A 26,718-nucleotide genomic window follows, 5' to 3' on the forward strand; every position below is an offset into this window, starting at 1 on the left:
CGACGAGGCACGCGGTGCCCGCACCACCGATACTGGGGATGAGCCGCTGCACAGCCGGGCACTCCGGACGGCAGCGGCGGCCCCGGGGCGCCGCACCACGGGCCCCGCGAACGGCGCGAGATGGGTGGGCGATGCACGACACATCCCCGACGACGCTCAGCGAGAGCCCGGACGATCCCTTCTCGGTCCACCAGTCCGCGTCCGCGGTGCTGGACGGCCGCGGACGGGTCGTCGCCTGGAGCGAACAGGCCACCGCGCTCCTCGGGCACCGGGCCGACGAGGTGCTGGGGCGGCCCGTGCGCGAGGTCCTGGTCGACCGTGGGGACGAGGCCCTGATCGCCGAGGCGACCGCCGCCTGCCTGCGGGAGCGCGGCTGGTTCGGGCTGCTGCCGGTGCGGCATCGCGCGGGCCACCGCGTGTACGTGGGGTTCAGGGCCCGCCGGGTGCAACGACTGGACGCCAGTGTCGAGTGGCTGCTCGTCGGCTCGCTCGCCGAGGACATCGTCCAGTGGGAGATCGACCGGGCCATGCTGGACGGCTTCTTCCGCCGGTCCCCGGTGGGGGTCGCGGTGCTCGGCCCGGACCTGCGCATCCTGCGGGTGAACCGGGCGATCGCGCGGTTCGGCGGACTGCCGGCCGAGGCGTACCGCGGGCTTCGCACCGCCGACTTCCTGCTCGGCCCGGACACGGAACTGATCGAGGAAAGGCTCCGGCAGGTTCTGGAGACGGGCCGGCCCATCATCTTCGCCGAGCAGCCCTGCCGCTTGCTGCGGGATCCCCGCAAGGAACTGATCGTCTCCGTGTCCGCCTTCCGGATGCAGGACCCCTCCGGGCGGGTGCTGGGCGTCACCGAGATCGTCGAGGATGTCACCGACCGCCACCGGGCCCGTCGGCGACTCGCACTGCTCAACGAGGCCGGCACCAGGATCGGCAGCACCCTGGACGTGGCCAGGACGGCGCGTGAGCTCGCCGCGGTGGCGGTTCCCGCGCTCGCCGACGCCCTCTCGGTGGATCTGCTCGAACCCGTGCCGCGCGGGGAGGAGCCGGCTCCCGACGCCACGGGCCCGCTGCGCAGGATGGCGGCCCGCGGCATCCGCCCCGAGGCGCTGCAGGTGATGTATCCGGTCGGCCATCTGTTCTCCTTCCCCGAGCAGACCGCGCAGGCCCGCTGCCTGGCCGAGCGGCGTCCGGTCCTGCAGCCCACCCTGGAAGTGGGCTCCGCGTTGTTCTCCGCGGACGCGGCCCGGGCCGAGCAGGCGCTCGCGCTCGGGGTCCACTCGCTGATGGTGGTGCCACTGGTCGCGCGCGGTGTCGCCCTGGGCCTGGTGTGCCTGTGGCGCTCACAGCGACCCGAGCCGTTCGAGGAGGACGACCTCACCCTGGCGGAGGAGTTCGCCGGCCGGGCCGCCGTCTGCATCGACAACGCCCGCCGCTACACCCAGCAGTACCAGGCCGCCGAGGCCCTCCAGCGCAGCCTGCTGCCGAGTGAGGTGCCGGAGCACCCGGCGGTGGAGACCGCCCGCCGCTATCTGCCCGCGCGGGCCTCGACCGGTGTCGGCGGTGACTGGTTCGACGTCATCCCGCTGTCGGGCCTGCGTGTCGCGCTGGTCGTCGGCGACGTGGTCGGCCACGGCATGCACGCCTCGGCGACCATGGGCCGGCTGCGTGCCGCCGTGCGCACCCTGGCCCACCTGGACCTGGCCCCGGACGAGGTCCTCGCCCGGCTCGACGACCTGGTGGACCAGTTGGCCACCGAGCAGCGGCAGGCCGACGGGAACACACCCCAGATCGTGGGCGCGACCTGTCTGTACGCGATCTACGATCCGGTCTCCCGGATCTGCGCCATGGCGCGCGCGGGGCACCCGCCGCCGACCGTGGTGGGTGCGGACGGCCGGGTGCGCCCGGTCGAGCTCCCCGCCGGACCACCGCTCGGCCTGGGCGGGCTGCCGTTCGAGACGGCCGAGCTCGAACTGGAGGAGGGCAGCCTGCTCGCCCTGTACAGCGATGGTCTCCTCCTGGCCGACCAGCGCGACGTCGACCAGGGGCTGGCGCTGCTGCGTACCGCGCTGGCCGGTCCGGCCCGCTCGCTGGAGGACACGTGCAAGGCGGTGGAGGACGCGTTGCTGCCCGACCGGCCGGCCGATGACGTCACGCTGCTGCTGGGCCGGACCCGGGTGCTGGCGGCGGAGAAGGTGACCACCTGGGAGCTGTCGGCCGAGCCCACCGCGGCCGGCCGGGCCCGGGCCCTGGTGCGCGGCCGGCTGACCGATTGGGGGCTTCAGGAGCTGGCCTTCACCACCGAAGTGATCGTGAGCGAGCTGGTCACGAACGCCTACCGGTACGCCGGCGGCCCGGTGCTGCTGCGCCTGATCCGGGACGGCCGGCTCATCTGCGAGGTCTCCGACACCAGCAACACCTCCCCCCACCTGCGCCAGGCCCGCAGCACCGACGAGGGCGGACGGGGTCTGTTCCTGGTGGCCCAGCTGTCCGAGCGGTGGGGCACGCGCTACGGCCGCGACGGCAAGACCATCTGGGCCGAGCAACCGCTGGCGGTGCCCCACGGGCAGCCGGGCGCCTGAGCCCTCAGGGCCTGCGACCGGACCTGCCGTCGGGACGGCGGGTCACTGCCTGGCGCCGAAGTTCTGCGTCCACCACGGTCCGCCCGAGGCCTTGTGGATCCCCACGCCGATGTCCTTGAACGAGCAGTTGAGGATGTTGGCGCGGTGGCCGGGGCTGTTCATCCAGGAGTCCATCACCGCCTCCGGGGTCTGCTGGCCCCGGGCGATGTTCTCCGCGTACGTGGACCAGGTGTAGCCCGCGGCGGTGATGCGCTGCCCGGGGTCGGCGCCGTCCGGGTTGGTGTGGTCGAAGAAGTCGCGGGCGGCCATGTCCTCGGAGTGGCCCTGTGCGGCGTTGTTCAGTTGCGCGTCCTGCGCGAGCGGACCGCAACCGGCGTCCGCCCGTTCCTTGTTCACCAGCGCGACCACCTGCGCGACGGTGTCCGTAGCGGTCGGCTGCGGCTGCTCAGGACTGGGTGCGCTCGGAGTCGGCCGAGCGGACTGCCGGGGAGTCGGGCTCTTCTTGGCCGGGGGCGCGGTCTTGGCGGGGCTCGGCTTCTTCGACGGCGACGCGGACGGCGACGGAGACGCGGAGGCGGAGGCGGACGAGGAGGTCTCGGCGGCGCTCGGTACCGGAACGGCTGCCGGAGCGGCGGCGGTGCGCGCGGCGGTCGCCTCTTCGGTGCCGGTCTCGGGGTCCGTGTCGAAGTACCAGAGTCCGCCACCCGCTATGCAGGCCGCCACGACGGCACCACCGACGGCCCGGCGCCGGTTGCGGCGACGTCGACGGGCCTCGCCGCGCGAGGTCGTACGGCCGCGCGCAGCACGGTGCCCGGCCCGAGAGCCCGGCCTGCCCTGGCCTTGGGACGCGTTCAGCCCGGACGCCGAGCCGACGGCGGCCATCCCGCCGGAGGCGGAGAGCACTTTCTCCAACAGCGCGGGCGTGGCGGCGACCAGCGCCAGCCCGGCCAGCAGCCCCTCCGCGGGCATCAGCCCGTTCCACAGGCCGGAGCAGCGCACACACCCGCGGGCGTGCCGGGCTATGCGCTTGCGCCACAGCGTCGAGGGCCGGCCGTCCCATGAGGCCAGCACGCCCCGCAGTTCCTCGCACAGCGGCCGCGAGTCGAGCGCCCGCACCACGACCCGGGCCGCCTCCAGCTGCGCCTTCATCCGTTGCACCCGGACCGCCGTGTGCTGAGGTGACAGTTCCAGGGCGGCGGCGACCTCGGTCCGGGTCAGCTCGCCGGCGCACTCCAGCCACCACAGCGACAGCAGTCCTCGGTCGTCCGGCTCCAGCCAGCGGGTGGCGCGGGCGGTCTCCCGGCGCTGGCCGGAGAGTTGGAGCCGCACCATGGTCAGGTCCACGAAGTCGGCGCCCGGATCCGCGAGATCCTCCGCCTCCTCGACGCCGCCCGGGGACGACTGCCGGGCCTGCCAGTGCGCCCGGACCTGATTCATCGCGATCGCCACGAGCCAGGAGCGGAAGCTCTCGGGAGTCCGCAGAGCCGCGAGCCCGTCCAGGGCGCGGAGCATGGTCTCCTGCACCACGTCGTCGACATCGACCGAGCCGTTCAGCGCCCGCCCCACGACGTTGTAGACCAGCGGGAGATACGCACTGACCAGGGCGTCCTGAGCCTGCGGGTCGCCACCCCGGGCAGCGGTCACCAGTGCCGCCGACTCCCTCGTGCGCTCTGTACTCATCAAAAGCTTCCCTGTCCTCGACGCCCAACGGTGCTGTCCGACACATGGGAGATCGCTCGGTGCGCCCCGGATAACAGGTATTCGGACGCCAGTTCCACGAGAGCCTCACGGGCTCGGCCCGGCCGCGCAATGGGGGACGTCACATCGGCGGGCCGGAGCGCTTCGGTACGTCCCCCTGAGCCCTACACGCCCACATCAGTGCGGAAATAAGCGACTTCACCCCATGCGCCCGGCCCCACTCCCACGGCACGACCATCGAGCGGTCCGCCACCGGCACACCCGGATGCCATGCGGAGCGGCCTCGTCGCGGGCGGGCGGGGAAGACGTACGGCGACCGGCCCCGCCAGGAAGGCACCAGGTGATGACGAGCGAACCGACCCCGGCGGCCCCGCGCGAGGGCCGGCTGCAGCCGCGCCGGTCACTGGCCGTGTGCGCGCTGATCGGCGCGGCGGTGATGGCCGCGGTCGATGAGATCGTCTTCCACCAGGTCCTGCACTGGCACCACTTCTACGACCGTTCCACGCCCGGCATCGCCCTGCTGTCCGACGGGCTGCTGCACACCGGCGAGTTGCTGGCCCTGGTCGCCGGTTTCTTCCTCTTCGCGGACCTGCGCCGGCGCAACACCCTGGCCCCGGCGCATGCGCGGGCCGGCTTCTTCCTGGGCCTGGGTGGCTTCCAGCTCTTCGACGGGGTCGTCGACCACAAGCTGCTGCGCCTGCACCAGATCCGCTACGGCGTGGACGTCACCCCCTACGACTGGGGATGGAACCTCGCCGGGCTCGTCTTCCTGCTCGTGGGCATCTCCCTGACCGTCCACGCGACCCGCCACGCCCCGGATGGAACGGCCCGCACATGACCCTGCCCCACGGCCACTCCGGCACCGGAGAATTCGGGGCAGCCCTGGCTGCGGCCGTGACACTTGCCGCACTCGCGTACTTGGCGGCCGCCGCCCGGCTCCGCCGCCGGGGGGACATCTGGCCCCCGCTGCGGGACGCCTCCTTCACCGTCGGCGGCGCGACCCTGGTCTACGCGGTGAACGCCCCGCTGCCGGGCGGGCCGTTCACCGCCCACATGACCCGGCACCTCATCGTCGCCATGACCGCTCCGCTGCTGCTGGTCCTCGCCCGACCCCTCACTCTCACGCTGCGCAGCCTGTCCCCCGGACCGACGCGGGGCACGCTGCTGGCCGTGGCGCACTCGCGACCCGCCACCTGGCTGCTCTTCCCGCCCCTGGCCGCCGTCCTCGACCTCGGCGGCCTGTGGCTCCTCCACGGCACCCGGCTCCTTGCCACCACCCACCACGAGCCGCTGCTCGACGCAGCCACCCACACCCACGTCCTGGCCGCCGGATCACTCTTCACCTTCAGCGTCTGCCAGCTCGACCCGGTGCGCCGCCGCTGGAGCCTCGCCGTACGCGGCACCACACTGCTGGCCGCCGGCACCGCCCACGCGGTCCTCGCCAAGAGCCTCTACGCCACGCCCCCACCGGGCACCGCCTTCACAGCCGCAGACCTGCACACCGGAGCCCAGCTGATGTACTACGGCGGCGACCTCGTCGAAGCCGCACTTGCCGCCGTGCTCGCCGCCCAGTGGTACTCCGCCACCGGCCGCGCCCACCGACGCCGTGGAGTCAGGACGCCGGCCTCCGAGCGGGCCACGCACGGGCCGACCCGACGCGCGACGCCCTGACAGCAGCAGCATCTGCGATATCGGGCTCGCGTCGGTCAGCGGTCGGCGGATGCCCCGCCGCCCTCGCCGTCCGGCTTCTTCGAGGCGCGCTCCTCGGTCTCGATCCCTTCGAGAGGTTTGCCCGCCGTCGTGCCGCGCTCAGGCTGGTACCCCTCCTTGGCGCCGGCCGTACCCGGCACGGATCGCTCCTGTGCCTGGCTCTCCGCGCCCGAGTGGGACCCGGGCTCCTCTTGGCTGCGCGCGCGGTCGTAGCGGTTCCCGCGGTGCTCATGGTGGCCGGTCATGTCCGTCCCTCCCATCGAGGTCGGGGTCAGTCTGGCCGGGTTCCCAGAGGTGGGAACCGCGAAACGGGTCCGTGAGCCGTTCGGGCGAGAACCGTAATCCCGCGGCCCGCCGATGTATCAGGCTGTCCGCTTGCGGAAACCCGGTGCCTGAACAGGGGGGACCGAATACTCAGCGAAAGACGAGAAGAGGGCCCTGCCATGGCTGACGACCTCATCACCCTGGTCACCACCGACCACCGCGAGCTGCAGCGCCTGTTCGACATGATGAAGACGGACCGGAGCTCCCGGCCGCTGGCCCTGCCCCTGGCCGTGGCCATGCTGGAGGCGCACAGCGAGGCCGAGGAGGACCGGGTGTACCCGGCCGTGGCCCGCGAGGCCGGCGAGAAGGAAGAGGCCGAGCACGCCGCCGAGGAGCACCACCAGGCGGAGAGCCTCGGTAAGCATTTGCTGGAGATGGACTGGGAGAGCGAGGAGTTCGACCGCGCTCTGGAGGAGTGGGTCGGCGCCGTGGTGCACCACATCGAGGAGGAGGAGAACGAGATCCTGCCCGCGCTGGGCGAAGCGGTCGGCCCCGAGCGGCTGCGGGAACTGGGCATGCAGTTCGCCACCCGCCGGTCCCGGAAACTGGCGGGCCAGCCCCTCAAGGCCGCCGGTGGCGGTGCCGACGCCGGGCAAGCGGAGCAGACCGAAGGCGGCGGGACCCGGGCGGAGCTGTACGAGAAGGCGCGGGAACTCGACGTCGAGGGCCGGTCCTCGATGAACAAGGAGGAACTGGCCCAAGAGGTGAACAAGGCTCAGGGCCGCGGGAACGGCTGAACCGTCGTGGTGAGGCGGGCTGCTCGCCGACCGCCGTGATCTTTCCGCGCACGGCCCGCATCGGCGCTTCGCAGCCCCCTCACCCCCAGGGCCACCTGGTGGGACTCAGCGTGCCGACGCTCCAGCGGGGCACCCGGGGGTCGTGACAGGGAAACGGCGCTATGCGGTGGCGGCCTCCAGCCGCTGGTGGGACGAGGAGGACGGGCGTTGGCTTCCTGCCGGTGAAGTGCACGACTGGGAACAAGGGATGAACCAGACCGTGTGCGGCCTGGCTCTGCACCGCTCGCGGCTGGCCCGATTCCAAGCCGTCGACTGGACCGACGTCCTGCCGGAGTCAGGCGGCGCGGCCGATGCCGTCCGGCGGGTGTGCCCTCGCTGTGCCTCTGCTGCGGGCCGGCGAGGTCCAGGCACCCGCCGGGGCTGGCAGCGGACCAACCCGCGGCCTTAGAGACTCAGCGGCCTTAGAGACTCAGCCACCAACCCGCGGCCTTAGAGATTCAGCCTCAGAGACTTCCTCAGAGACTTGGAGAGACCGGGAGGCCTGTGCGTCAGGCACCCTGAAACACTGCCCCGGCCTGCTCCCGGCGCAACCGCTCCAGTGTGCTCTGTTGCCGCCGGGCCCGTTCCAGAAGCTCGTCGAGCAGCCGTGGGTCGAGACGTTCGTCGGTGTCGGCGACCAGCCTGAGCGCTTCCCATCCGGCCGCCTTGCCCTCCACCCCCAGCCGCAGCGCCTCCAGCTCCCACAGCGTGCTGAGCGGGGAACGGCGTACGAGGCGGCCGTTGCTCTTGAGCCGTCCCACCCGCTCGGCCGCCCGGCCCGCGTAGACCTTGTAGTGCCGCACCGGGATGCCCAGCCGCCGCATGATGCGGATCAGGCTCGCCCGGTCCTCGGCGATCTCGGCGGCGATCGGCCCCAGCGTCGCGGCGAGGGGCGAACCTTCGCACGAGCGCACCAGGTGGCGGGCTCGGTCGGTCCCGGCGGTGGCACCGGCCAGATGGTCGTTGAGGTAGATACCCAGGAAGGCCGAACCGTCGCCCCGGCTCTGCCCGGGGTGCCGTGTCTCGGAGCCCGGTCGGTTGCTCATCGTGTGTCCCTTGTTCGTCCCTGGCACGTGCGCCTGCGTTGCCGGACACAGGCCCGCTCTGCGAGTACCCCCTCCGGCAGGTCATCCACGACGTCGGCATGGGCCCCCGGCCCGCGTGCTCCGCACGGTCAGCGCCCCACCAGTTGGTCGGCCAGCCGGCGCGCCTGCGTGAGCAGCGTTCCGTAGGTCGCCAGCACGTCGGGGTCGGTGGGCACCGCACCGGGCAGACTGCGCCGCAGGTGGTCCAGGGTGCGGACCAGGTCATCGACGACCTCGCGCAGTTCCCGGTCCGCCTGCTCGTCCTGCCCGTGCAAGGCGAACCGGCTCCGGGTGTAGAGCCGGATGGCGCGGGCGCTGTCGCGCAGGAACTCCGCGTACGGCTCGGTGATGTGCGGTCCCGGACGGTGGTCCTTCCGATCGTCGTCACAGGCCTCCAGCACCAGCCGGGTGACGCCCGTGGTGTGGACGGCCACGTAGTCGAGAACGGTGACCGCGTCGTCGTAGTCCCGGCCGGGAGGCGAGATGACGCGGCTGCGGCTGCGCGGATTGGCGCGCAGACTCTCCCGGCTCCAGCCGAGCGCGGCGCGGGCCTGGTCCACCAGCCGGCAAAGGCGCAGCGCACGCTGATGCAGGGAACCGGCCACATGGGCGTCCCACTCATCGGCAGCCAGCCGGTCAGCCACCGCGTCCAGGATCTCCTGCGCCTCGCAGGCGGCGTCCTCCAGCGCGGCGCGGGTACTGCGCAGATACACGGGCGGCCTGATCAGCGCGTTGACGGCGATGCCCACCAGCGCGCCGAAGACCGCCTCCGCGATCCGAGCCGCCGACGCGGCGACGGTGACCGGCCCCCCGGTCAGGACGAACAAGGCGCCCGTGGCCGCGTAGATGCCCTGGCTGCCCAGTCTCCGCCAGTTCCCGAGGAGCACCACCGCCGGCAGCACCAGGCCCATCGCCCCGATCGGGGAGTCCACCATCAGCACGGCGCAGGTCGCCACCACGGTCCCGGTGGCGATGGCCGCCAGCTGCTGCAGCCCGTGCGCGATCGACCGGTACACCGTGGACTCCACCAGCACGATCGCCACCCATGGCGCGACGAACGCCATGGGTGCCTTCAACCACCAGCCCGCCACCGCCCACGCCACACATGCGGCCAGAGCCGCCTTGAACGCCTGCACGGCCAGGTCCCGCTCACGCCCCGGTTCCGTGCACGCCCGCCGAACTGCCTCGACCGCCGCCCTGACCCGGCGCCGGGCACCTGACACTGCCCCTCGTATCCCTTGCATCCCAGGACAAGTCCCACCCCTGCCGCGATGGATGCCACCCGCCGCCATCTTGACGCGTCAATGACAAGGATGGCTTGATGTCTCATGGGAGCGCTCCCATCTTACTCCGGGGAAGGGAACACCATGCCCAGCACCCGCCACTCACCCTTGCGGATCCTTCCGCTTCTCGCCCTGCTGGCGACCCTGCTCCTGCCCGTCGGGGTGGCACTCGCGCCCTCTGCCGCAGCCGCACCGGCAGCCGCGGCTCCCGTGCGCGTCATGCCGCTGGGCGACTCGATCACCGGCTCGCCCGGCTGCTGGAGGGCGCTGCTGTGGAACCGGCTCCAGGACGCCGGACACACCGACATCGACTTCGTGGGCACCCTCGGCCACCAGGGCTGCGCACAGCCGCACGACGGCGACAACGAAGGCCACGGCGGCGAGCTGGTGACCAACGTGGCCGACCAGAACCTGCTGCCGGGTCGGTTGGCCGCGACGCTCCCGGACATCGTTGTCATGCATTTCGGCACGAACGACGTGTGGAGCGGCATCGCCCCCGACCGGATCCTCGCCGCCTACACCAAGCTCGTCGGGCAGATGCGGGTCGGCAACCCGGACATCAAGGTGCTCGTCGCCCAGCTCATCCCCATGAACCCGAGCGGCTGCGCCGGCTGCCCGCAGCGCGTCGTCGACTTCAACGCCCGGATCCCCGACTGGGCCCGCGCGACGAGCACGACCCGCTCCCCGGTCACGGTCGTCGACCAGTGGAGGGGTTTCGACACGGCCACCGACACCTATGACGGTGTGCACCCCAGCGCTTCCGGCGACGAGAAGATCGCCGCCCGCTGGTACCCGGCCCTGGCCGCGCTCCTCGAAGCGGACCCGGGCGGTCCCGGCGACCCCGGCGACCCCGGTGACCCCGCTGATCCGCCCGCCTGCCGCGCGTCCTTCCGCGCCGTCTCCGCCTGGCAGGGCGGCTACCAGGGCGAGGTGACGGTGACCAACGCGTCCGCCTCCTCCGTCCCGGGCTGGACCGCGACGGTCGTACCGGCCGACGGCGCCCGTCTCACCCAGGTCTGGAACGGCACCTTCAGCACGGCCGCCGACGGCACGGCCACCGTCACCAACGCGGCCTGGAACGGCACACTCGCGCCCGGCGCGAGCGCCACCTTCGGCTTAATCGTCAGCGCCCCGGCAACGGCCGGCACTCCGGCGGCGACTGTCACTTGCACAGCGCGCGCCACGTCCTCCTGACGCCCCATCACCCCATCACATCATCACCTCATCACTCCATCTAGCCCTTCGGAGCCGCCATGAGATCCCGCACCCGCGCCCGCACCCGCACCGCCCCCCGAGTGGCCGCCGTCGTGGCCGCCCTCCTGGGCCTGCTCGTCCCCTTGCTCTCCCTCGCCACGCCCGCCCAGGCCGCGGCCACCGGCATCCACATCCAGAACGGCCGGCTGCTGGAGGGGAACGGCAACGACTTCGTGATGCGTGGCGTCAACCACGCCCACACCTGGTATCCGGGCGAGACGCAGTCGCTGGCCGACGTCAAGGCGCTGGGTGCCAACACCGTCCGTGTCGTCCTCTCCGACGGCCACCGCTGGACCAAGAACAGCGCCGAGGACGTGGCGGGCGTCATCGCCCAGTGCAAGGCCAACCGGCTGATCTGCGTGCTGGAGGTGCACGACACCACCGGCTACGGCGAGGAGGCCGCGGCCGGGACCCTCGACCACGCGGCCGACTACTGGATCGGCCTGAAGGACGTGCTCACCGGCGAAGAGAACTACGTCATCATCAACATCGGCAACGAGCCCTGGGGCAACACCAATCCCGCCGGCTGGACCGAGCCCACGATCGCGGCCGTCAAGAAGCTGCGGGGCGCCGGGTTCGCGCACACGATCATGGTGGACGCGCCCAACTGGGGCCAGGACTGGCAGGGCGTCATGCGCGCCAACGCCCAGTCCGTCTACGACGCCGACCCCACCGGCAACCTGATCTTCTCGATCCACATGTACAGCGTCTACGACACCGCGCAGGAGATCACGGACTATCTGAACGCCTTCGTCAACGCCGAACTGCCCATTCTCATCGGGGAGTTCGGCGGCCCGCCCGACCAATGGGGCGACCCGGACGAGGACACCATGATGGCCGCCGCCCAGCAGCTCAAGCTCGGCTATCTGGCCTGGTCCTGGAGCGGCAACACCGACCCGATCCTGGACCTGGCGATCGACTTCGACCCCACGCGGCTCAGCTCCTGGGGCCAGCGCGTCTTCAACGGCGCCAACGGCATCGCCGCCACCTCGAAGGAAGCCACGGTCTACGCCTCGGGCGGGGGCGACACCACTCCCCCGACTACTCCCGGCACACCGACCGCCTCGGACGTGACCTCGTCATCCGTGAAACTGGCCTGGGCCGCCGCCACCGACGCGACCGGCGTCACGGGCTATGACGTCGTCCGGGTCAGCGGCACGACCGAGACCGCCGCCACCACCACGACCGGCACCTCCGCCACCGTCACCGGCCTCGCCCCGTCCACCTCCTACACCTTCGCCGTCTACGCCCGCGACGCCGCCGGCAACCGCTCGCAGCGCTCCGGCACGGTGACCGTCACGACGTCCTCCGGTGGATCGCCGGCGGCGTGCGGGGTCGGCTACCGGGTGACGAACGAGTGGCCCGGCGGGTTCCAGGGCGAGGTCGTCATCCGCAACACCGGCAGTTCGGCGATCAACGGCTGGACCCTGCGCTGGGCCTTCCCCTCCGGCCAGCGCATCAGCAACCTGTGGGGCGGCACCGCCACGCAGAGCGGCGCCGAGGTGAGCGTCGCCGCCGCGTCGTACACCGCGACGATCGCTCCCGCGGGCTCGGTGACCCTCGGTTTCACGGCCACGAAGGGCAGCACGAACCCCACCCCGACGGCCTTCACCCTGAACGGCTCCACCTGCTCCCTGTCCTGACCGCCTCCACGTCCTGACCGTCTCCACGCACGCAACCTCCTCGGCGTCCTGGCCGGTCAGGGCACCGAGGAGGCCGCGGCACGCCCAGCGCGGGGTGTCGCCGCCTGAGGGGTGTCGCCGGCTGACGGGGATGGCGTGGCCCGCCCGGATCCAGGCGGCCGGAGACCCACCGGAAGCGACTGGCGGTGGTTCGGCCGGGGGAGGCAACCTGGACGGGAAAGGAGGCGTCTGACGAGGGGGACAGGGCGGGCCGGCCGGCCCGGCGACGACAGGAACGAGAGTGACGCGATGAGCGAGAAGGCCCGGAAGCTGTTCGAGGCGCTCGACCTCGACAAGAACGGGACCCTGACGCGCGAAGAGGTGATCATCGCCCTGCGGACGAAGGGGCCGTCTCTGGCCGCCTCGGGAGATCTGCCGTTCTGGGCCGTGGGAGACGAGAACGCCTCCTCCGCCCTCTTCGACGCCGCCGACCAGAACGGAGACGAAGTACTGACCCTGGAGGAGTTCGCGGCGGTGGTGGACCGCCGTTTCGGCTGGTCCTGACCTGTCCGGGGAGATCAGGTCGGGGCTGGTGACTCCACTGGGACAGTGGACACCCTGAGGCCCAGCGGCACCACCCCGACCGCCACAGCGACCTCGCCGCCGCTTTCCGCCTCACCGACCCTTCCGCCTCACCGATCCTTTCCGCCTCACCGATCCTTTCCGCCTCACCGACCCTTTCCGCTCCGCAAGCCGCAAGTACTCCGTGCTGCTAGGCCCCGACGTGCCCCTCGACGGAAGCCGTCGCGTCGGCGTCCGCCGCACGGCCCATGGCCGCCCGCAGCATCACGGCAGCCACAACTCCCGCGAACAGTCCGAAGGTCAGGGCTGCCGGGACGCCCCCACCGAGGCCGGCGGACAGGTGCATCAGATCCCAGCGCAGGCCCGTCCCGTCCATGACCACCCGCAGCAACTGGCTCGCGAGCAGCCCGAGGACGGTCGCGCAGACCGCGCCCGCCGCCATCGCCGGGACCGTGGCCCGGGTGAGCAGGCCGGGCAGCTTCCGCAGTGACCACCACACCACGACGAGCAGCAGCGCGTCGGCGGCGCGGTACAGGAGCCAGTCGCCGAGCGGCGCGCCCGCCGGGCCCGCCCAGGCGCCCAGGAGCAGCCACTGGCGCAGGAGGTCTCCGGGTTCGGCGAACAGCCCGCTGCCCGTGAAGCCCGTCTGGATGGCGGCGGCGACCGACTGGTACGACAGGACCACCAGGGACAGCGCGATTACGACGGTACCGGCGGTAGCGGCCAGCCGCGCGGCACGCGCCGGGACGTCCTCCTGCGGCAGCGGACCGGCGCCCTTGGCGGTGACCCGCGCCGCGAGCACCGTTCCCGCCACCGCGACCAGCGCGGTCACCACCAGGATCTGCCGCCCGGAGGAGATCGCGCTCGCCAGCTGCGGCAGGAAGCGGTAACTGCCGTGCCCCTGCGAGGCGATCAGCCACGGCGCGGAGACGGTCACCGCCAGGGTCCCGGCAACCAGGCCCCAGGCCCACAGCGCGAGCAGCGCGGCGGTCGTCCGGCCGCGCACCGGAGGCAGCCTGCGGACCAGGAGCAGCGCCCCGGGCACGAAGAAGGCGAAGACCGCGCCGAACCGGATCTGCAGCGCGGTCGCGTACAGCGCGCTGTAGTCGGTCCCGGCCGCGTTTCCGAGGGCTCCGGACTGAACCGAGGCCGGCGGGTCGTACGACCACGGGATGAGCCAGCGTTCGAACTCGGCGACGGCCCGGCCGCCGAGCACGCCGTTGGTGCCCGGCAGTTGCAGCGCGTGCGCACTCGCTCCCGCCCACCACAGAAGCCGGTATCACCGCGCGTCGATTGCCGTGTCGAACTGCTCCGCCGCAGGCTAGATCCACCTCGAACGCAGCTCGTCGCGCAGCCGCCGGGCGACCTGGCCCATGAGGGCGTCGGCGCCCGGCTGTCGGCCGGCGGCCACCCGTGACTCGGTCAGGGCGGCTATCGCGTAGGTCTGGCCGTCGGCGTGTTCGACGACGCCGACCTCGTGGCGCAGGTTGAGCAGCATGCCGGTCTTCGACGACCAGGTGGAGGCGTCGGAGTCGAAGTCCGGTGCCAGGCGGTTGCGTACGAGGTTGTTGGCCATGAAGTCGCGCACACGGGCCGCGACTTCGGGGTGGACCGCCGGGGGCTCGGCGCCCTGCGTTCCGGGCCGTGACCGCCACAGGGCCTGGAGGAGGTCCACGAACGCCCGTGCCGTCCCGGTGTTGGCCCGCGAGATGTCGAGCTGCGGCACCCGGTGGCCGCGCCCGGGGGTGCCGGCGTCGATCGCGAGGGCGTGCGCGAGGTGCACGTCCGCGGGGTCGAAGCGCTCCACCGGGGTCTCCATCAGCTCGCGCATGGTGTGCCGGACGGCGATGCCGCGCAGCCCCAACTCGTTCAGGATCGCGCCGACTTGGTCGGGCGGTGTGAGGTCGAAGAGGGCGTCGGCGGCGCTGTTGTCGCTGATGCAGGTGCTGAGGTAGAGCAGGTCCTCCACGGCGATGTGGGCGGGGTGCCGGAACCGGCTCATCCCGGTCGGACCGGGAGTGGTGATCCGCCCCGGCGGCACCTCGATCACCTTGGCGCCGTCGAGCTCCCCGCGCCGGATGCGCTCCAGGGTCACGAGGGCGAGCGGGATCTTCACGAGGGAGGCGACGGGTAACTCGATGTCGGGGTCGATGCCGATCTCGTCGCCCGTCTCCAGGTCCCGGACGAGGAACGAGCCGTACAGCCCGCCGTCGTGCAAGGCCCGGCGGAGGTCGCCGAGCAGTCTCTCGGTACTGGTGGTCATGCGGCTGCCTCCGAGCGTTCCGTGGCGCCGAGGCACCGGGCGATGCCGTGCGCGCACGCCTGCCGTACGCGGATCGCGTCGACGTCGGTCTCGTCCGCCACGGCCAGTGAGAATCCCCGTGCGAAGCCGGGGCCCAGCTCGCCGACGGGCCGCCAGTGCAGGCGCAGTTCGCGGGACTGCGCGGCCGAGCAGAGCAGCGTGTCGCCATGGCTGAGCACCTCCGCGGCGGCGGTGGCCACGGCCGGTGCGACGGCCAGTTGGGCCGGGCGCAGTCCGACGGCGTCGCGCAGGCGGGTGAGACGGTCCCGAACGTGCGGCACGTCGTCCTCCGGCTGGAGCCACACGCGCCGGGGCCGCTGGTCGCGGTCGGCCCGGCCGGGGCGCAGGGTGTCCAGGTAGATCGACCCGGCGCCCGGGTCGTGTGCGACCGCCAGCCCCAACGGCACCGTCCAGGTCGCCTCGGTCGGCGCCACCGCGAGCAGCGCGGCCCGCACCTGGCGGGACGTGACGAGGTCGGCGCGCTCGGCCGGCCCGGCGGGAAACGGGTCGAGGAGGACTTGCTGCTCGCGGGCCTGAGCGATGAGGCGGGCGAGGGCACCGGTCGTGCAGACAGCCGGGACGGCGAGCCGCAGCGGCCGGTGCCGCGCGGCTTCCGCCTCGTGTTCCAACCGGTCGGCGAGCCGCACGAGTTGCCGCGCCGTCGGCAGCATGTCCCGGCCGAAGGGCGTCAGCGTCACCGCCCGCGAGGACCGGTCCAGCAGCCGTTCGCCGAGGTGTTGCTCCAGCGCGGCGACGCGGCGGCTCACGACGGACTGGGCCGTCCTGGCCGCCGCCGCGCCCACTGTGAAACTGCCGTGCTCACTCACGCTGATGAACGCACGGCACGCCGCAACAAGATCCACGAGCCCTACTATGCCAAAACAGCATGGAGTTGAGCGTTCGCGTCTTGGACCCCGGGGGCCCGCCGGCCGGAGAGTGGTCGCGGCCCAGGGCTTTCCCGGGCTCGCACGGTCCACATGTCCTTGGACCCACATGTCCTTCGACGGCTTGGAGTTCCTTCCATGACGCATTCGCTTCGCTCCCGCCGGGGTGCCGCCTGGGCGGCGGCCGGCTTACTCGCGCTCGCCGTGCTTCCGGCGTGCGGTCAGCAAACCGCGGCCGGCGCGGGCTCGCCCGCGGGCGCGGCACGGTCCGCGGCACCCGGGGCGGCCACGAAGTCCGCCACTGCCGAGTTCCGGTCCCTGGAGCGGGAGTTCGACGCACGGCTCGGCGTCTACGCCCTGGACACCGGCACGGGCCGATCGGTCGGATACCGGGCGGACGACCGGTTCGCTTACGCCTCCACGTTCAAGGCGCTGGCGGCGGGGGCCGTTCTCCGGAAGTTCGGCACGGACGGCATGGACAGGGTGGTCAGGTACTCGCGTGACGACCTGGTCGCGGACTCGCCGGTGTCCGAGAACTTCGTGAAGACCGGCATGAGCCTGCGGGGGCTGTGCGCCGCGACCCTCTGGTACAGCGACAACACGGCCGTCAACCTGCTCCTCGACGAGCTCGGCGGACCCGACGGCCTGGAGAAGGTGCTGGAGGAGTTCGGTGACGACGTCACCGAGATGGACCGGTACGAGCCGGACATGAGCGAGGGCGCACCCGGCGACATCCGCGACACGAGCACGCCGCGCGCGATGGCGGGGAGCCTGCGGACGTTCCTGCTCGGCGACGCCCTGAAGGCGGACGAGCGCGAGCTGCTCAGACAGTGGATGACGACGAACATGACCGGTCGGACGCTCATCAGGGCGGGCGTCCCGGACGGCTGGGACGTGGCCGACAAGAGCGGGACCGCCGGGTACGGGGGACGCAACAACATCGCCGTGGTGTGGCCGGACGACGGCGGTAACCCCATCGTCATGGCGGTCATGTCCTCCCGCGACAAGCAGGGCGCCGAGCGCAACGACGCCCTGCTCGCCAAGGCCGCCACCGTGGCGGTCAAGGGCCTCGGCCGCTAGGAAAGGGGCTTCAGACGCGGGGCAGATGCCGGCTCATGAGAGCCCGCAGGCGCTCCGCGTCCTGCGCGGAGCGCAGCCCGCGCTTGGGCAGTACCTCCACGAGCAGGATGTTCGGGTCGCGGCTGAGCAGCACCACGTGGTCGCGGGTCTCGCGGTAACCGCGGAACACCGACCAGCGCTGTAGGAGCGTCGCGTGTGCGGTCTCGGCCTCGATCCCCGTCGTGCTCACGGATGTGCGGTACTCGCCCTGCCAGGAGACGGTGCGCAGCGCGTGGTGGGCCTGGAAGTGCGGAACCGACCAGGTCACGGCGGCGCAGAAGACCGCGGTCACCAGTGAGAACGCGGAGCTCTTCGGTGCGGTCGCCACCAGCACGGCGCCGGCCAGGAACAGCCCCGTCAAGCCCCAGCGCACGAGGTGGAGGTGGCGTCGGCGCTCACGCAGCCGGATGCCCGCGAGGAGGTCGGCGCGGGTGGGCCGGTAGACCAGCTCGACCGTGTCCTGTCTTTCGCCCTGCCCCATGTCCACGACCATGATCGGGATCGTACATCCGGACCCGCGGCCTCCGTCCCAGCGGGTGCTCCCGGCCCGGGGGCAGGGCTTCACGCGGCCGGGCGGCGGCCCCAGGCGGAGATCATCGGCGAGGTGGCCAGGTCGAGGCCGCCCGCGGTGACGTTGGCCAGGTGGCGGTCGATCTCCTCGTCGGTGGCCAGTCCGGCAGCGACGAGCTTGTCGCGGATCTGGTGGACGGTGGCCTCCTCCAGCACGGTGCACGCGGCCGAGGTGATCGGGAAGTAGGCGTCCGCCTCGACATCGACCAGCCCGGCCTCGCGCAGCAGCCGCGGCAGCTTGCGTCCGTACGCCAGGTCCGCGCCGCGCTGCCGCAGCAGTTCGCGGAAGCCGCGGCGCAGCCTGTTGGCCATCTCCTGCGCGGGCCCGTACTCGTCCGGGCAGATGAGCGGCTGCAACGCCGGGTCACCGTCCTCCAGCACGAGCCATCCGCCGGGGCGGAGCGCCTCGGCCATGGACCGCAGGGCCCGGTCGCGGTCGGCGACGTGAACCAGCACCAGCCGGGCGTGGATCAGGTCGTACGGCCATCCGGCCGGGGGCGCCTCGGCCGCCACGTCGTGGCGCAGCACCTTGAAGCCTGCCGCCTCCGGCATCCAGGAGGTGTCGATGTCGGTGGCCACCACGTGCCCGGTCGGACCGACGCGCTCGGCCAGCCAGGCCGGTACGCCGGGCCCTCCGGCGCCGACCTCCCAGCACCGCCACCCCTCGCCGACGCCGACCGTCTCGAAGTGCCGGAACGTCGACCGGTCGAACAGCGCCGACAGCGCGGCGAACCGCTCTCCCGCCTCGGCCTGCCGGTTGTCCAGGAGATACCCCTCGCCGGAAGTGTCCCGCATGTCCCGTGCCATGATCCGATCATCGCACGTGGGCCTATGGCGCGGTTGAGCCGGGATGCCACTGGCTCACGATGAACCCGACGGAGGCGCAGCCCGCTTGTCAGTGTCCTGTGGAACACTCGCCGGCGTTGTTGGGCCAAAGGGCCGAATCAGCGGTACACCAAGGGGGATTGCCTGCCATGGGCGTGAGCATTTCGTTCATCAGCGCGACGACGGAGGAGCTGGACAGGGCGGAGCAGGACCCGAGTTGGGCCGATGAGTACGTCTACGAGCTGTACGACAGCGACGACTTCCCGATGCCGGATCGTCCCCACGGCGGCCCGGACAAGGCGTGGGCGGGCCTGCAGTTCCTGATCGACGAGACCGACGTAGGACTGGAGTTCCTGATGGACGGGCTCCCGATCCTGGAGGACGGCACCCTGTTCGTGTGGTCCGCGGAGCAGATCGAGAGCGTGGCACGGCAGCTGAGGGCAACACCGTGGGAGCAGTTGGCGGCGCACTACGACCCGGAGCGGATGACGAAGGCGGATGTGTACCCCAACACCTGGAGGTTCGACCCCGAGGCCGACCTGTACTGGCTCGAGCGCGCCTACGAGGAACTCGTCGCCTTCTTCACCGAGGCGGCCGAGCGCGGCCATGGGGCGTTCATGAACTTCAGCTTCTGAGGTGCTGGGGCCGCCGATCCGCCCCTGGGCACTCCGTGGGCTGGACGGATGAAAGCGGCCTGCTCCATATGAGGTGACGCGAGCGGCTGTTGACCACTGCGGGGATCCGCTCCTCGATGATCTTGGCGTCGGCACTCGGCCGGCTTTGAGACGAGGAGTGGCCCGATGTCGGATCGGAAGGTTTCCCGCAGGTGGTCGAACCGGCAGCGCACCAGGTGGGCCGTGGTCTGTGCGGGCCTCGCCGTGTCGCTGACCGTGGGTCTGCAGGGCGCGGCGGCCGCATCCGGCACCCCCGTACCGCCGCGACCGCCGGGCCGGGTCCTCGCTGTCCCCGCGGCGCTGGCCGGGGGGCTCGTCCACCCGGACGCGTCACCGGCCGGGGCCAACGACTGGAGTTGCCGGCCCACCCGCAAGCATCCGCGCCCCGTCGTACTGCTGCACGGGTCCGCGGCGAACGCCTACAACAACTGGAGCATGCTCAGCCCGTGGCTGAAGCGGCAGGGCTACTGCGTCTTCGCCCCCAACTACGGCGGGGCGCCGGGCAGTCCGTTCAAGGCCACCGGTCCCATCCCGGAGTCGGCGCGGCAGGTCGCCGGTTACGTCGACCGCGTGCTGAAGGCCACCGGTGCCCGCCAGGTCGACCTCGTCGGGCACTCCCAGGGCGGCGGTCCGACGCCCCGCTGGTATCTGCGGTTCGAGGGCGGCACGGATCCCGCGCACCCGAAGCGGAACAAGGTGCGCAGTCTCATCGCCCTGGCACCGTCCAACCACGGCGGGACCGTGTCCGGCATCGGCACACTGACCACCAAGCTGGGGCTCAACCCGACCGTGTCCGCCGTGGTCGGCCAGGCGTGGTCGGACCAGATGGTCGGCTCGGAGATGAACCGGAAGCTCGACCGGGGCGGGGACACCCAGCCAGGGGTCCGCTACACCGTCATCGCCACTCGGTACGACGAGTTCGCCACGCCCTACCACAACAGCTTCCTGACCGCGGGACCGGGCGCGACCGTCAAGAACATCCTGATCCAGGACGTCTGCCCGCAGGACGTCTCCGAACACCTCTCGCTCGCGTACGACAGCAACGCCGCCCAACTCGTGAGCAACGCCCTCGATCCCGCTCACGCCCAGCCCGTCCGCTGCGGCCTCTCCCTGCCCGTACTCGGCGGCTGAGCCCAGGGGCCTGTCGAGCGGGTCCCCGAGCATGGCGGGAGACGCCGTGAGGGCGGCGGTGTCCCCGCCGGCGCGGGTCAGCTCGTCACGCGGAAGGTGGCGTCGCTGCGTCCCGTCGCGGTGGTGACTGGGTCGAGCCGCAGCTGGAACCCGTGGTGCCGGATGTACCGGTCCGGATGGTTGTACGACTGGAACGACGACCATGCCGCGTCGGCGAGCCCCGCGACCTGGCGGAAGGTGGCGTCCTGGGCGAACTGGGCGGTGCCGTCGTTGGGGGCGAGCTGGAAGTCGAAGCCGGAGTGCCGCAGGAAGTACGCGGGGAAGTTGACCGACTCGAAGGAGACGGTGCCGGAGCCCGCGAGGCCGGGCCTCAGCCGGAACTGGGCGTCCTGGGCGGGGCTCACGTCAGGGTCGATGCGGACATCGAAGTTGGTGTGCCGCACGTACCGGTCCTGGTAGTTGTACGACTGGAGCCGGTTGATCGCGGCGCTGGGCCAGCGTGCGAGCACACGGCTCTCCTCGGCGGCCGTGAGGTTCAGGATCGAGCCGTGGCGCTTCTTGGTACCGCCCATGTCGTAGCTTCCCGACGCCGGAAGCCGGTAGGTGCCGGGCGCGGACGGGTCGGTCGTCAGGACCGGCAGGTACCCGCGTCCGGAGGCGTACTGGTCCAGATAGAGGCCCCACTCGTCCCGGTCTTTGAACTTCATCCACATCGGTCCCTCGACCTGGGAGCCGGTGAGGCCGATGCCGGAGAGGTTGCCGAGGTTTGTCCACGTCCCGAGGATCGAGTTGCCGCCTTCGAGCGTGATCTGACCGTCACCGGAGGCCCGCACATAGCGGTAGCCGCCGGCACCGGACGGCACCTCCAGGATCTGGGTGTCGATGATGCCCTGGGTGCCGGGGCGGTCGATGTAGAGCCGGGGGGCGGTGATGGTGCGGAAGTCCGTCGTGCGGGCGTAGTAGATGCGGTGCTTCAGCACGCCGTTCAGCGTCGCGTTCGTCGCCCAGTACAGGACGTAGTCGTTGGTCTCCGGGTTCCAGACCGCCTCCGGCGCCCAGGCGTTGCGCCCGTCGGGGATCGCGCCGGCGACGTCGAGCAGCCGGGGCTGGGACCAGGTGACCAGGTCCGTGGACTCCCAGATCACGAGGTTGCGGCTGCCGTTGTTCACGGCGTCGTCCCAGGACTGTCCGCAGTCGATGCACAGGTCGGTCGCGATGATCCAGTACTTGTCACCGCCCGGGGCGCGGACCAGGGCGGGGTCGCGCACCCCCTTCGTACCGACCGTGGAGCGCAGGACCATGCCGCCGCCGTTGAGGTCGTTCCAGTGCAGGCCGTCCGTGCTGTGCGAGAGGTACATCTGCTGACCGGTCGGTCCCTCCCCGGTGAAGTGCACCATCAGGTGGCCCGGTTCGGCGGCAGCGGCCCGCTGAGGTGTCGTCAGGACTTGGGAGGTGACGAGCAGGCCGACGGCGACCACTGTCGCCACCAGCCGGGAGAGAAGCACGGACATGTGCACTTCCTGTCTTTGCCGCTGTGGCGGGACGTGAGTTGGTGGCGTCCGTCGGCTGCGACGGCCCGAGATGGCGGCGGATTCACCGCAGTTGGCGTGTTCGAGATTCGGAACGGCGTCTGAAAATTCGGCCAGACGCTATAGGGGCCGCAAGACGCCGTCAAGACGGCCGACCGTCACACAAAATCGCACGAGAATCGACAGAACCATTGACCCGCCATCGTCTCGCCCCTACCTTCTGATCGACTCACCGAACTCAGTCCGGTATTTCGCACAAGAGTGGCCGTGACCGTGCAGGCGTGTCCCCCAGGGCCCTGTCTCACCGGGGCCCCGCTCCCCCGCCACTCCGAGCACGTCATGCGCATCTGACCCGGTCTCCACGACCACCGACCGGCAGGACGCGATCTTCCGCATCGGCTACTGACCACAGGAGGCACCCCCCATGTCGTCCGTCTTCACCCGAAGATGGGCCGGACGCATCACCGCCCGCGTCCTCGCCCTGTCCCTCGCCCTGGCCGGCCTGGCGGTCCTGGACCGCCACGAGTCCCCGGCGCCGCTGACGGCCGAGCCGGCCGCGGTCAGCACCACCCTGACCGGCGTGACCCCGCCGCCGATGGGCTGGGCGTCCTGGAACAGCTTCGCCAGCAGCATCGACCACAACGTCGTCAAGCAGCAGACCGACGCCCTGGTCTCCTCCGGCATGGCCGCCGCCGGTTACAAGTACGTCAACCTGGACGACGGCTGGTGGCAGGGCGAGCGTGACGCGAACGGCAACATCGTCGTCGACGAGACCCTCTGGCCCGGCGGCATGAAGGCCATCGCCGACTACATCCACAGCAAGGGCCTCAAGGCCGGCATCTACACCGACGCGGGCAAGCAGGGCTGCGGCTACTACTTCCCCACCACCCGTCCGGCCGCCCCCAACACCGGTATGGAGGGCCACTACCAGCAGGACCTGGAGACCTTCCAGCGCTGGGGCTTCGACTACGTCAAGATCGACTGGTGCGGGGGCCAGGCGGAGGGCCTGGACCAGGAGGCGACGTACAAGGCGATCGCCGCGGCCAACGAGGCCGCCACCGCGGTCACCGGGCACAAGCTGGTCCTGTCGTTCTGCGAGTGGGGCAGCGGACTGTCCTGGAACTGGGCCACCGGCTACGGCGACCTGTGGCGCACCAGCACCGACGTCATCTTCTGGGGCCAGACCCCCACGACGGCCAAGATGCTCACCAACTTCGACCGCGCCCTGCACCCGGCCGCCCAGCACACCGGCTACTACAACGACCCCGACATGCTGATGACCGGGATGAGCGGACTGACCGCCGCGCAGAACCGGCTGCACATGGGCCTGTGGGCGATCTCCGGCGCCCCGCTGCTGGCGGGCAACAACCTGGCCACGATGAGCACGACCACCCGGGACATCCTCACCAACCGCGAGATGATCGCCATCGACCAGGACCCGCGCGGGCTCCAGGGCGTCAAGGTCGCCGAGGACACGAGGAACCTGCAGGTGTACGGCAAGGTCCTCGCCGGCACCGGCAAGCGCGCGGTGCTCCTGCTGAACCGCACCTCCGCGTCGGCGTCCATGACCGTACGCTGGGCCGACCTCGGCCTCACCTCGGCCACCGCCTCCGTGCGCAACGTCTGGACGGGCACCGACGCCGGCTCCTTCGGCACCGGATACACCACGACCGTCCCGGCGGGCGACGCCGTCCTGCTGACCGTCTCCGGCACCGAGGCGTCCGGCACGACGTACGAGGACACCACCACCGCCACCACGCCGACGTTCGGCAACGTCACCGCCGCGTCGGCGGGCACCAAGCTGCTGGACATCACCTACGCCAACGGCTCCGCCACCGTGCGCAAGGCCACCGTCAAGGTCAACGGCCAGTACGCCTACATCGTGTCCTTCCCGCCCACCGGCTCGGCCACCACCTACCGGACCGTCTCCGTGCTGGCCCACCTGGCCAAGGGCGCGAACACCGTCCGCTTCGCCGCCGTCTCCGGCACCGCCGCCCCCGACATCGACGCCCTCCGCGTCCAGGGCATCCCCGGCACCGACGGCACCGCCCTCGTCGGCGCCGCATCGAACCGGTGCGTGGACATCGAGAAGAACACCATCACCGACGCCACCCAGGCACAGCTGTGGGACTGCGGCGGCGGGCGGAACCAGACGTTCACCCACACCTCGCGCGGCGAACTCGTCGTCTACGGCAACAAGTGCCTCGACGCCGACAACAACGGCACCGCCAACGGCACCAAGGTCATCATCTGGAGCTGCACGGGCGGCACCAACCAGAAGTGGACCCTCCACTCCGACGGCAGGCTCACCAACAACCTCTCGGGCCTGTGCCTGGACGCCTCGAACGCGGCGACCGCCAACGGCACCAAGCTCGTCCTGTGGACCTGCAACGGCCAGAACAACCAGAGGTGGACCGCGGCCTGACCGGCTGTTCGACGCTGGGGCTCGGTGCCGTCCACCTGCCCGGGCCCCGGCGGATCGGGAAGAGGCGGCACTCTGATCAGCTCACGGTGTGACCGCGCCGTGCGGCGAAACGCTTCGGGGTGAACGCGTTGCCGGACGCCTCCTGGCCGCCCGCGACGTACCCCGAGACGAGTTCCGCCGTCATCGGCGCCAGGGTCACCCCGAGCATGCAGTGACCGCTCGCGACCAGCAGGTTGTCCTTGCCCGGCAGAGGCCCGACGACCGGCAGTCCGTCGGGCGTCATCGGACGCAGGCCGGTCCAGCCGCGCGGCCGGGAGGCGGGCGCGAAGCCCGGCAGGAACTCCCGGGCGGAGCGCACGATGCCGCGTAGGCGATGCGGGTCGATGCCCGAGTCGGAGCTGCCGAACTCCATCGTCCCGGCGAACCGCAGCCGGTCCGACAGTGGTGTGACGGCCACCTTCGCCTCACCCAGGTAGACCGAGTGCCGCAGGGTCAGCGAGCCGCTCGCGTCGTCGAATCCGTACCCCTTGCCGGGCTGGATGGGCAGGGCGAATCCGGCCTGGCGCGAGAGCGGGCCGGTGTGCACACCCGCCGCCAGGACGAACACATCGCCGCTGATCTCATCGCCCCCGGCGAGGACCGATGTCACCACCTGGCCCCGGGAGCGGATGCCGGTGACCGGTCTGTCGTACAGGAAGCGGACACCGAGTTCCCGGCAGCGGTCTGTCAGTCCCCGGAGCAGGCTCGCCGGGTCGACGTGGCGTTCCTGCGGGCAGTGGAGGCCGCCCTGTACCTGCTTGCCGAGCGCGGGTTCGAGGTCTCTGAGCTCGTCGCCGGTCAGGGGGGCGGCGCTGTGCCCGATGCGCTCCAGGGACGCTGCCTCCGTCTGGTACCGCCGCATGACCTCGCGGGTGTGGAAGGCCATGAGCTGGCCGGTGCGGTGGTACTCGAACCGCACGCCGTCCTTCTCGTACTCGTCGAAGAGGGAGACGGTGCGCTCGTTGACGGTGACGAGGGCTTCGACGCCGTGGTGGAAGTCCCGGGGATTGCAGTGGCGCAGCATGCTCAGCATGAAGCGCACGTGGTCGGGGCGCGGGGAGGGGCGGACGTAGAGCGGGCTGTCCTTGCGGGTCATCCACCGCAGTGCCTGTCCGAGCATGCCGGGGGCGGGGACGGGGGTCGACATGATGGGAACGATCCATCCGGCGTTGTGGACGGAGGCTCCGGTCGCGCCGCGCTCCGCGTCCACGACGGTGACGGCCAGGCCGTCGCGTGCCAGCCGGTATGCGGTGGCCAGTCCGATCACGCCCGCGCCGACGATGACCACGCCGCTCGTCATCGCTTCTCCAGGAACTTCTCGGCCAGCAGGCGGGCGAGGGCCCAGTCCTGCATGGCGACACCGACGGTCTTGAACACGGTCCGTTTGCCGTGGTCCCCGGGGGGAGCGGTCAGGGCGGTGCCGAGCTCCGTGAGGGCGCTCTGGGTGATGGCGCCGGTTTCCAGGGCGTGGATGATCTCGCCGGACTCCTCCAGGACCGCGTCGAGTTCGTCGATGACGACGGTGCTGCCCGCGAGCAGTTCGTCGGGCAGTTCGCGCATGGTGGGGCGGTAGGCGCCGATGGCGTTGACGTGCACCTGTGCGGGCAGCGCCGACTCCGGGAAGAGCGGGCTGGTCGCGTTGGTCGCGCAGCAGACGATCTCGGCGCCCGCCACGGCGGACTCCGCGTCGGCCGCCGTACGCAGTTCCACGCCCGGCAGCTCGGGTTCGAGCGTCTCCACGAGGGCCTGGGCGCGTCGCGGGTCGGCGTCCACGACGATCAGCTGTCGCAGGGGCCGGACCGCGTGGACGGCGCGGACCTGGTCGGGAGCCTGGCCTCCGGCGCCGATCAGGGTCAGGCGGCCGGCTTCCGGCGCGGCCAGGAGATCGGTGGCGACGCCGACCGCCGCGCCGGTGCGCAGCGCCGTGACGGTGCCGGCGTCGGCGACCAGGTGGTCCAGGCGGCCGGTCTCGCTCCAGACCACCGTGCCCGCGATGGCGGGCTTGCGCTCGAAGTTCAGGCTCAGCGTCTTGATCATGGCCGATGCCGTCGGGCGGTGATGAGCGGACATCACGAGGAACTGCCCGTCCCGCAGGACGGTGCGGGTGGGCATCTCGAACGCTCCGCCGGCGAGGTCGACGAAGCCGCGGCGTACGGCGTCGATCGCCTCGTTCATCGTGACGGCCTCGCGGATGTCGCGCTCGCCGAGGGTGATGGTCTTCATGGCACTCCGCTTCGTCACAGGTCCCCTTCTCGCCCCTCCTCGACCGTCTTGCCGAGGGGAGTCAGAGTAAGGTATTACACCTTA

At 71.6% G+C, this 26,718-nt stretch carries 24 protein-coding genes; 12 read left to right on the top strand and 12 right to left on the bottom strand.

The window, feature by feature from the left end; translation table 11 throughout:
* Positions 1–131: 131 nt before the first annotated feature.
* On the top strand, positions 132–2,579 hold the full coding sequence (locus AQI70_RS21565) for a SpoIIE family protein phosphatase (protein ID WP_062152559.1): 2,448 nt from the start codon (positions 132–134) through the stop codon (positions 2,577–2,579).
* A 42-nt stretch (positions 2,580–2,621) separates the two neighbouring features.
* Here the strand turns inward: AQI70_RS21565 and AQI70_RS21570 are convergent, their stop codons facing one another.
* A complete protein-coding gene (locus AQI70_RS21570) occupies positions 2,622–4,259 on the bottom strand; it encodes a sigma-70 family RNA polymerase sigma factor (RefSeq protein ID WP_062152561.1) in 1,638 nt (545 codons plus the stop codon).
* A 361-nt stretch (positions 4,260–4,620) separates the two neighbouring features.
* Between AQI70_RS21570 and AQI70_RS21575 the strand changes: the two genes are divergently transcribed.
* Positions 4,621–5,115 (top strand): DUF2243 domain-containing protein, encoded by a 495-nt coding sequence (locus AQI70_RS21575; RefSeq protein ID WP_062152562.1) that lies wholly within the window; start codon positions 4,621–4,623, stop codon positions 5,113–5,115.
* Complete coding sequence (locus AQI70_RS21580) at positions 5,112–5,948, top strand: cytochrome c oxidase assembly protein (RefSeq protein ID WP_062152564.1); 837 nt, start codon at positions 5,112–5,114, stop codon at positions 5,946–5,948. Before AQI70_RS21575 ends, AQI70_RS21580 begins: the two co-directional genes overlap by 4 nt.
* A gap of 35 nt (positions 5,949–5,983) precedes the next feature.
* On the opposite strand, the gene AQI70_RS21585 is transcribed toward AQI70_RS21580, so the two are convergent.
* Entirely contained in the window at positions 5,984–6,232 is a 249-nt protein-coding gene (locus tag AQI70_RS21585) for a hypothetical protein (RefSeq protein ID WP_062152566.1), read from the bottom strand.
* A 198-nt stretch (positions 6,233–6,430) separates the two neighbouring features.
* Here AQI70_RS21585 and AQI70_RS21590 point away from each other — a divergent pair, with 198 nt between their 5' ends.
* Positions 6,431–7,048, top strand: coding sequence for a Rho termination factor N-terminal domain-containing protein (locus AQI70_RS21590; RefSeq protein WP_062152569.1), 618 nt, complete (start codon positions 6,431–6,433; stop codon positions 7,046–7,048).
* Positions 7,049–7,214: 166 nt separating this feature from the next.
* A complete protein-coding gene (locus AQI70_RS40270) occupies positions 7,215–7,496 on the top strand; it encodes a hypothetical protein (protein WP_425264631.1) in 282 nt (93 codons plus the stop codon).
* 100 nt (positions 7,497–7,596) lie between these two features.
* On the opposite strand, the gene AQI70_RS21595 is transcribed toward AQI70_RS40270, so the two are convergent.
* A complete protein-coding gene (locus tag AQI70_RS21595) occupies positions 7,597–8,133 on the bottom strand; it encodes a hypothetical protein (protein WP_062152571.1) in 537 nt (178 codons plus the stop codon).
* Between the two features lie 128 nt (positions 8,134–8,261).
* Positions 8,262–9,308 carry an FUSC family protein gene (locus AQI70_RS21600; RefSeq protein ID WP_208607409.1) on the bottom strand — a complete coding sequence of 349 codons (1,047 nt, stop codon included), beginning with the start codon at positions 9,306–9,308 and terminating at the stop codon, positions 8,262–8,264.
* Positions 9,309–9,539: 231 nt separating this feature from the next.
* Between AQI70_RS21600 and AQI70_RS21605 the strand changes: the two genes are divergently transcribed.
* The 3 genes from AQI70_RS21605 (at position 9,540) to AQI70_RS21615 (ending at position 12,895) form a co-directional block, all read left to right on the top strand.
* Positions 9,540–10,649: a GDSL-type esterase/lipase family protein gene (locus tag AQI70_RS21605; protein ID WP_062152575.1), complete on the top strand. Its 1,110-nt coding sequence runs from the start codon at positions 9,540–9,542 to the stop codon at positions 10,647–10,649.
* A 59-nt stretch (positions 10,650–10,708) separates the two neighbouring features.
* Positions 10,709–12,352, top strand: a complete 1,644-nt coding sequence (locus AQI70_RS21610) for a cellulase family glycosylhydrolase (protein ID WP_062152577.1) — start codon at positions 10,709–10,711, stop codon at positions 12,350–12,352.
* Positions 12,353–12,640: 288 nt separating this feature from the next.
* Positions 12,641–12,895 carry an EF-hand domain-containing protein gene (locus tag AQI70_RS21615; RefSeq protein ID WP_062152579.1) on the top strand — a complete coding sequence of 85 codons (255 nt, stop codon included), beginning with the start codon at positions 12,641–12,643 and terminating at the stop codon, positions 12,893–12,895.
* 208 nt (positions 12,896–13,103) lie between these two features.
* Here the strand turns inward: AQI70_RS21615 and AQI70_RS21620 are convergent, their stop codons facing one another.
* From AQI70_RS21620 to AQI70_RS21630, 3 genes are read right to left on the bottom strand one after another with little or no spacing between them, the layout of a single operon-like run.
* On the bottom strand, positions 13,104–14,183 hold the full coding sequence (locus AQI70_RS21620) for a hypothetical protein (protein ID WP_062152581.1): 1,080 nt from the start codon (positions 14,181–14,183) through the stop codon (positions 13,104–13,106).
* A gap of 51 nt (positions 14,184–14,234) precedes the next feature.
* Positions 14,235–15,176: a serine hydrolase gene (locus tag AQI70_RS21625; RefSeq protein ID WP_062152583.1), complete on the bottom strand. Its 942-nt coding sequence runs from the start codon at positions 15,174–15,176 to the stop codon at positions 14,235–14,237.
* On the bottom strand, positions 15,173–16,078 hold the full coding sequence (locus AQI70_RS21630; protein ID WP_062152585.1) for a LysR family transcriptional regulator: 906 nt from the start codon (positions 16,076–16,078) through the stop codon (positions 15,173–15,175). Before AQI70_RS21630 ends, AQI70_RS21625 begins: the two co-directional genes overlap by 4 nt.
* 159 nt (positions 16,079–16,237) lie before the next feature.
* Here AQI70_RS21630 and bla point away from each other — a divergent pair, with 159 nt between their 5' ends.
* Entirely contained in the window at positions 16,238–17,179 is a 942-nt protein-coding gene (gene bla, locus AQI70_RS21635; protein ID WP_062152587.1) for a class A beta-lactamase, read from the top strand.
* A gap of 10 nt (positions 17,180–17,189) precedes the next feature.
* Here the strand turns inward: bla and AQI70_RS21640 are convergent, their stop codons facing one another.
* Positions 17,190–17,711 carry a YcxB family protein gene (locus AQI70_RS21640; protein ID WP_062152589.1) on the bottom strand — a complete coding sequence of 174 codons (522 nt, stop codon included), beginning with the start codon at positions 17,709–17,711 and terminating at the stop codon, positions 17,190–17,192.
* Positions 17,712–17,779: 68 nt separating this feature from the next.
* Entirely contained in the window at positions 17,780–18,595 is an 816-nt protein-coding gene (locus AQI70_RS21645) for a methyltransferase domain-containing protein (protein ID WP_062152591.1), read from the bottom strand.
* Positions 18,596–18,762: 167 nt separating this feature from the next.
* On the opposite strand from AQI70_RS21645, the gene AQI70_RS21650 reads away from it, so the two are divergent.
* Both AQI70_RS21650 and AQI70_RS21655 read left to right on the top strand, forming a co-directional pair.
* Entirely contained in the window at positions 18,763–19,248 is a 486-nt protein-coding gene (locus tag AQI70_RS21650) for a YfbM family protein (protein WP_062152593.1), read from the top strand.
* Between the two features lie 165 nt (positions 19,249–19,413).
* Positions 19,414–20,418, top strand: coding sequence for an esterase/lipase family protein (locus AQI70_RS21655; RefSeq protein WP_062152595.1), 1,005 nt, complete (start codon positions 19,414–19,416; stop codon positions 20,416–20,418).
* A 77-nt stretch (positions 20,419–20,495) separates the two neighbouring features.
* Here the strand turns inward: AQI70_RS21655 and AQI70_RS21660 are convergent, their stop codons facing one another.
* Positions 20,496–21,929: a glycoside hydrolase family 43 protein gene (locus tag AQI70_RS21660; protein ID WP_062152597.1), complete on the bottom strand. Its 1,434-nt coding sequence runs from the start codon at positions 21,927–21,929 to the stop codon at positions 20,496–20,498.
* Positions 21,930–22,371: 442 nt separating this feature from the next.
* On the opposite strand from AQI70_RS21660, the gene AQI70_RS21665 reads away from it, so the two are divergent.
* Positions 22,372–24,372, top strand: coding sequence for an RICIN domain-containing protein (locus AQI70_RS21665; protein ID WP_062152599.1), 2,001 nt, complete (start codon positions 22,372–22,374; stop codon positions 24,370–24,372).
* Between the two features lie 76 nt (positions 24,373–24,448).
* On the opposite strand, the gene AQI70_RS21670 is transcribed toward AQI70_RS21665, so the two are convergent.
* On the bottom strand, positions 24,449–25,711 hold the full coding sequence (locus AQI70_RS21670) for an NAD(P)/FAD-dependent oxidoreductase (RefSeq protein ID WP_062152601.1): 1,263 nt from the start codon (positions 25,709–25,711) through the stop codon (positions 24,449–24,451).
* Positions 25,708–26,652, bottom strand: a complete 945-nt coding sequence (locus tag AQI70_RS21675; RefSeq protein WP_244181765.1) for an ornithine cyclodeaminase family protein — start codon at positions 26,650–26,652, stop codon at positions 25,708–25,710. Before AQI70_RS21675 ends, AQI70_RS21670 begins: the two co-directional genes overlap by 4 nt.
* Positions 26,653–26,718 lie beyond the last annotated feature (66 nt).

It is taken from the genome of Streptomyces curacoi, assembly GCF_001513975.1.
Classification (GTDB): Bacteria; Actinomycetota; Actinomycetes; order Streptomycetales; family Streptomycetaceae; genus Streptomyces; species Streptomyces curacoi.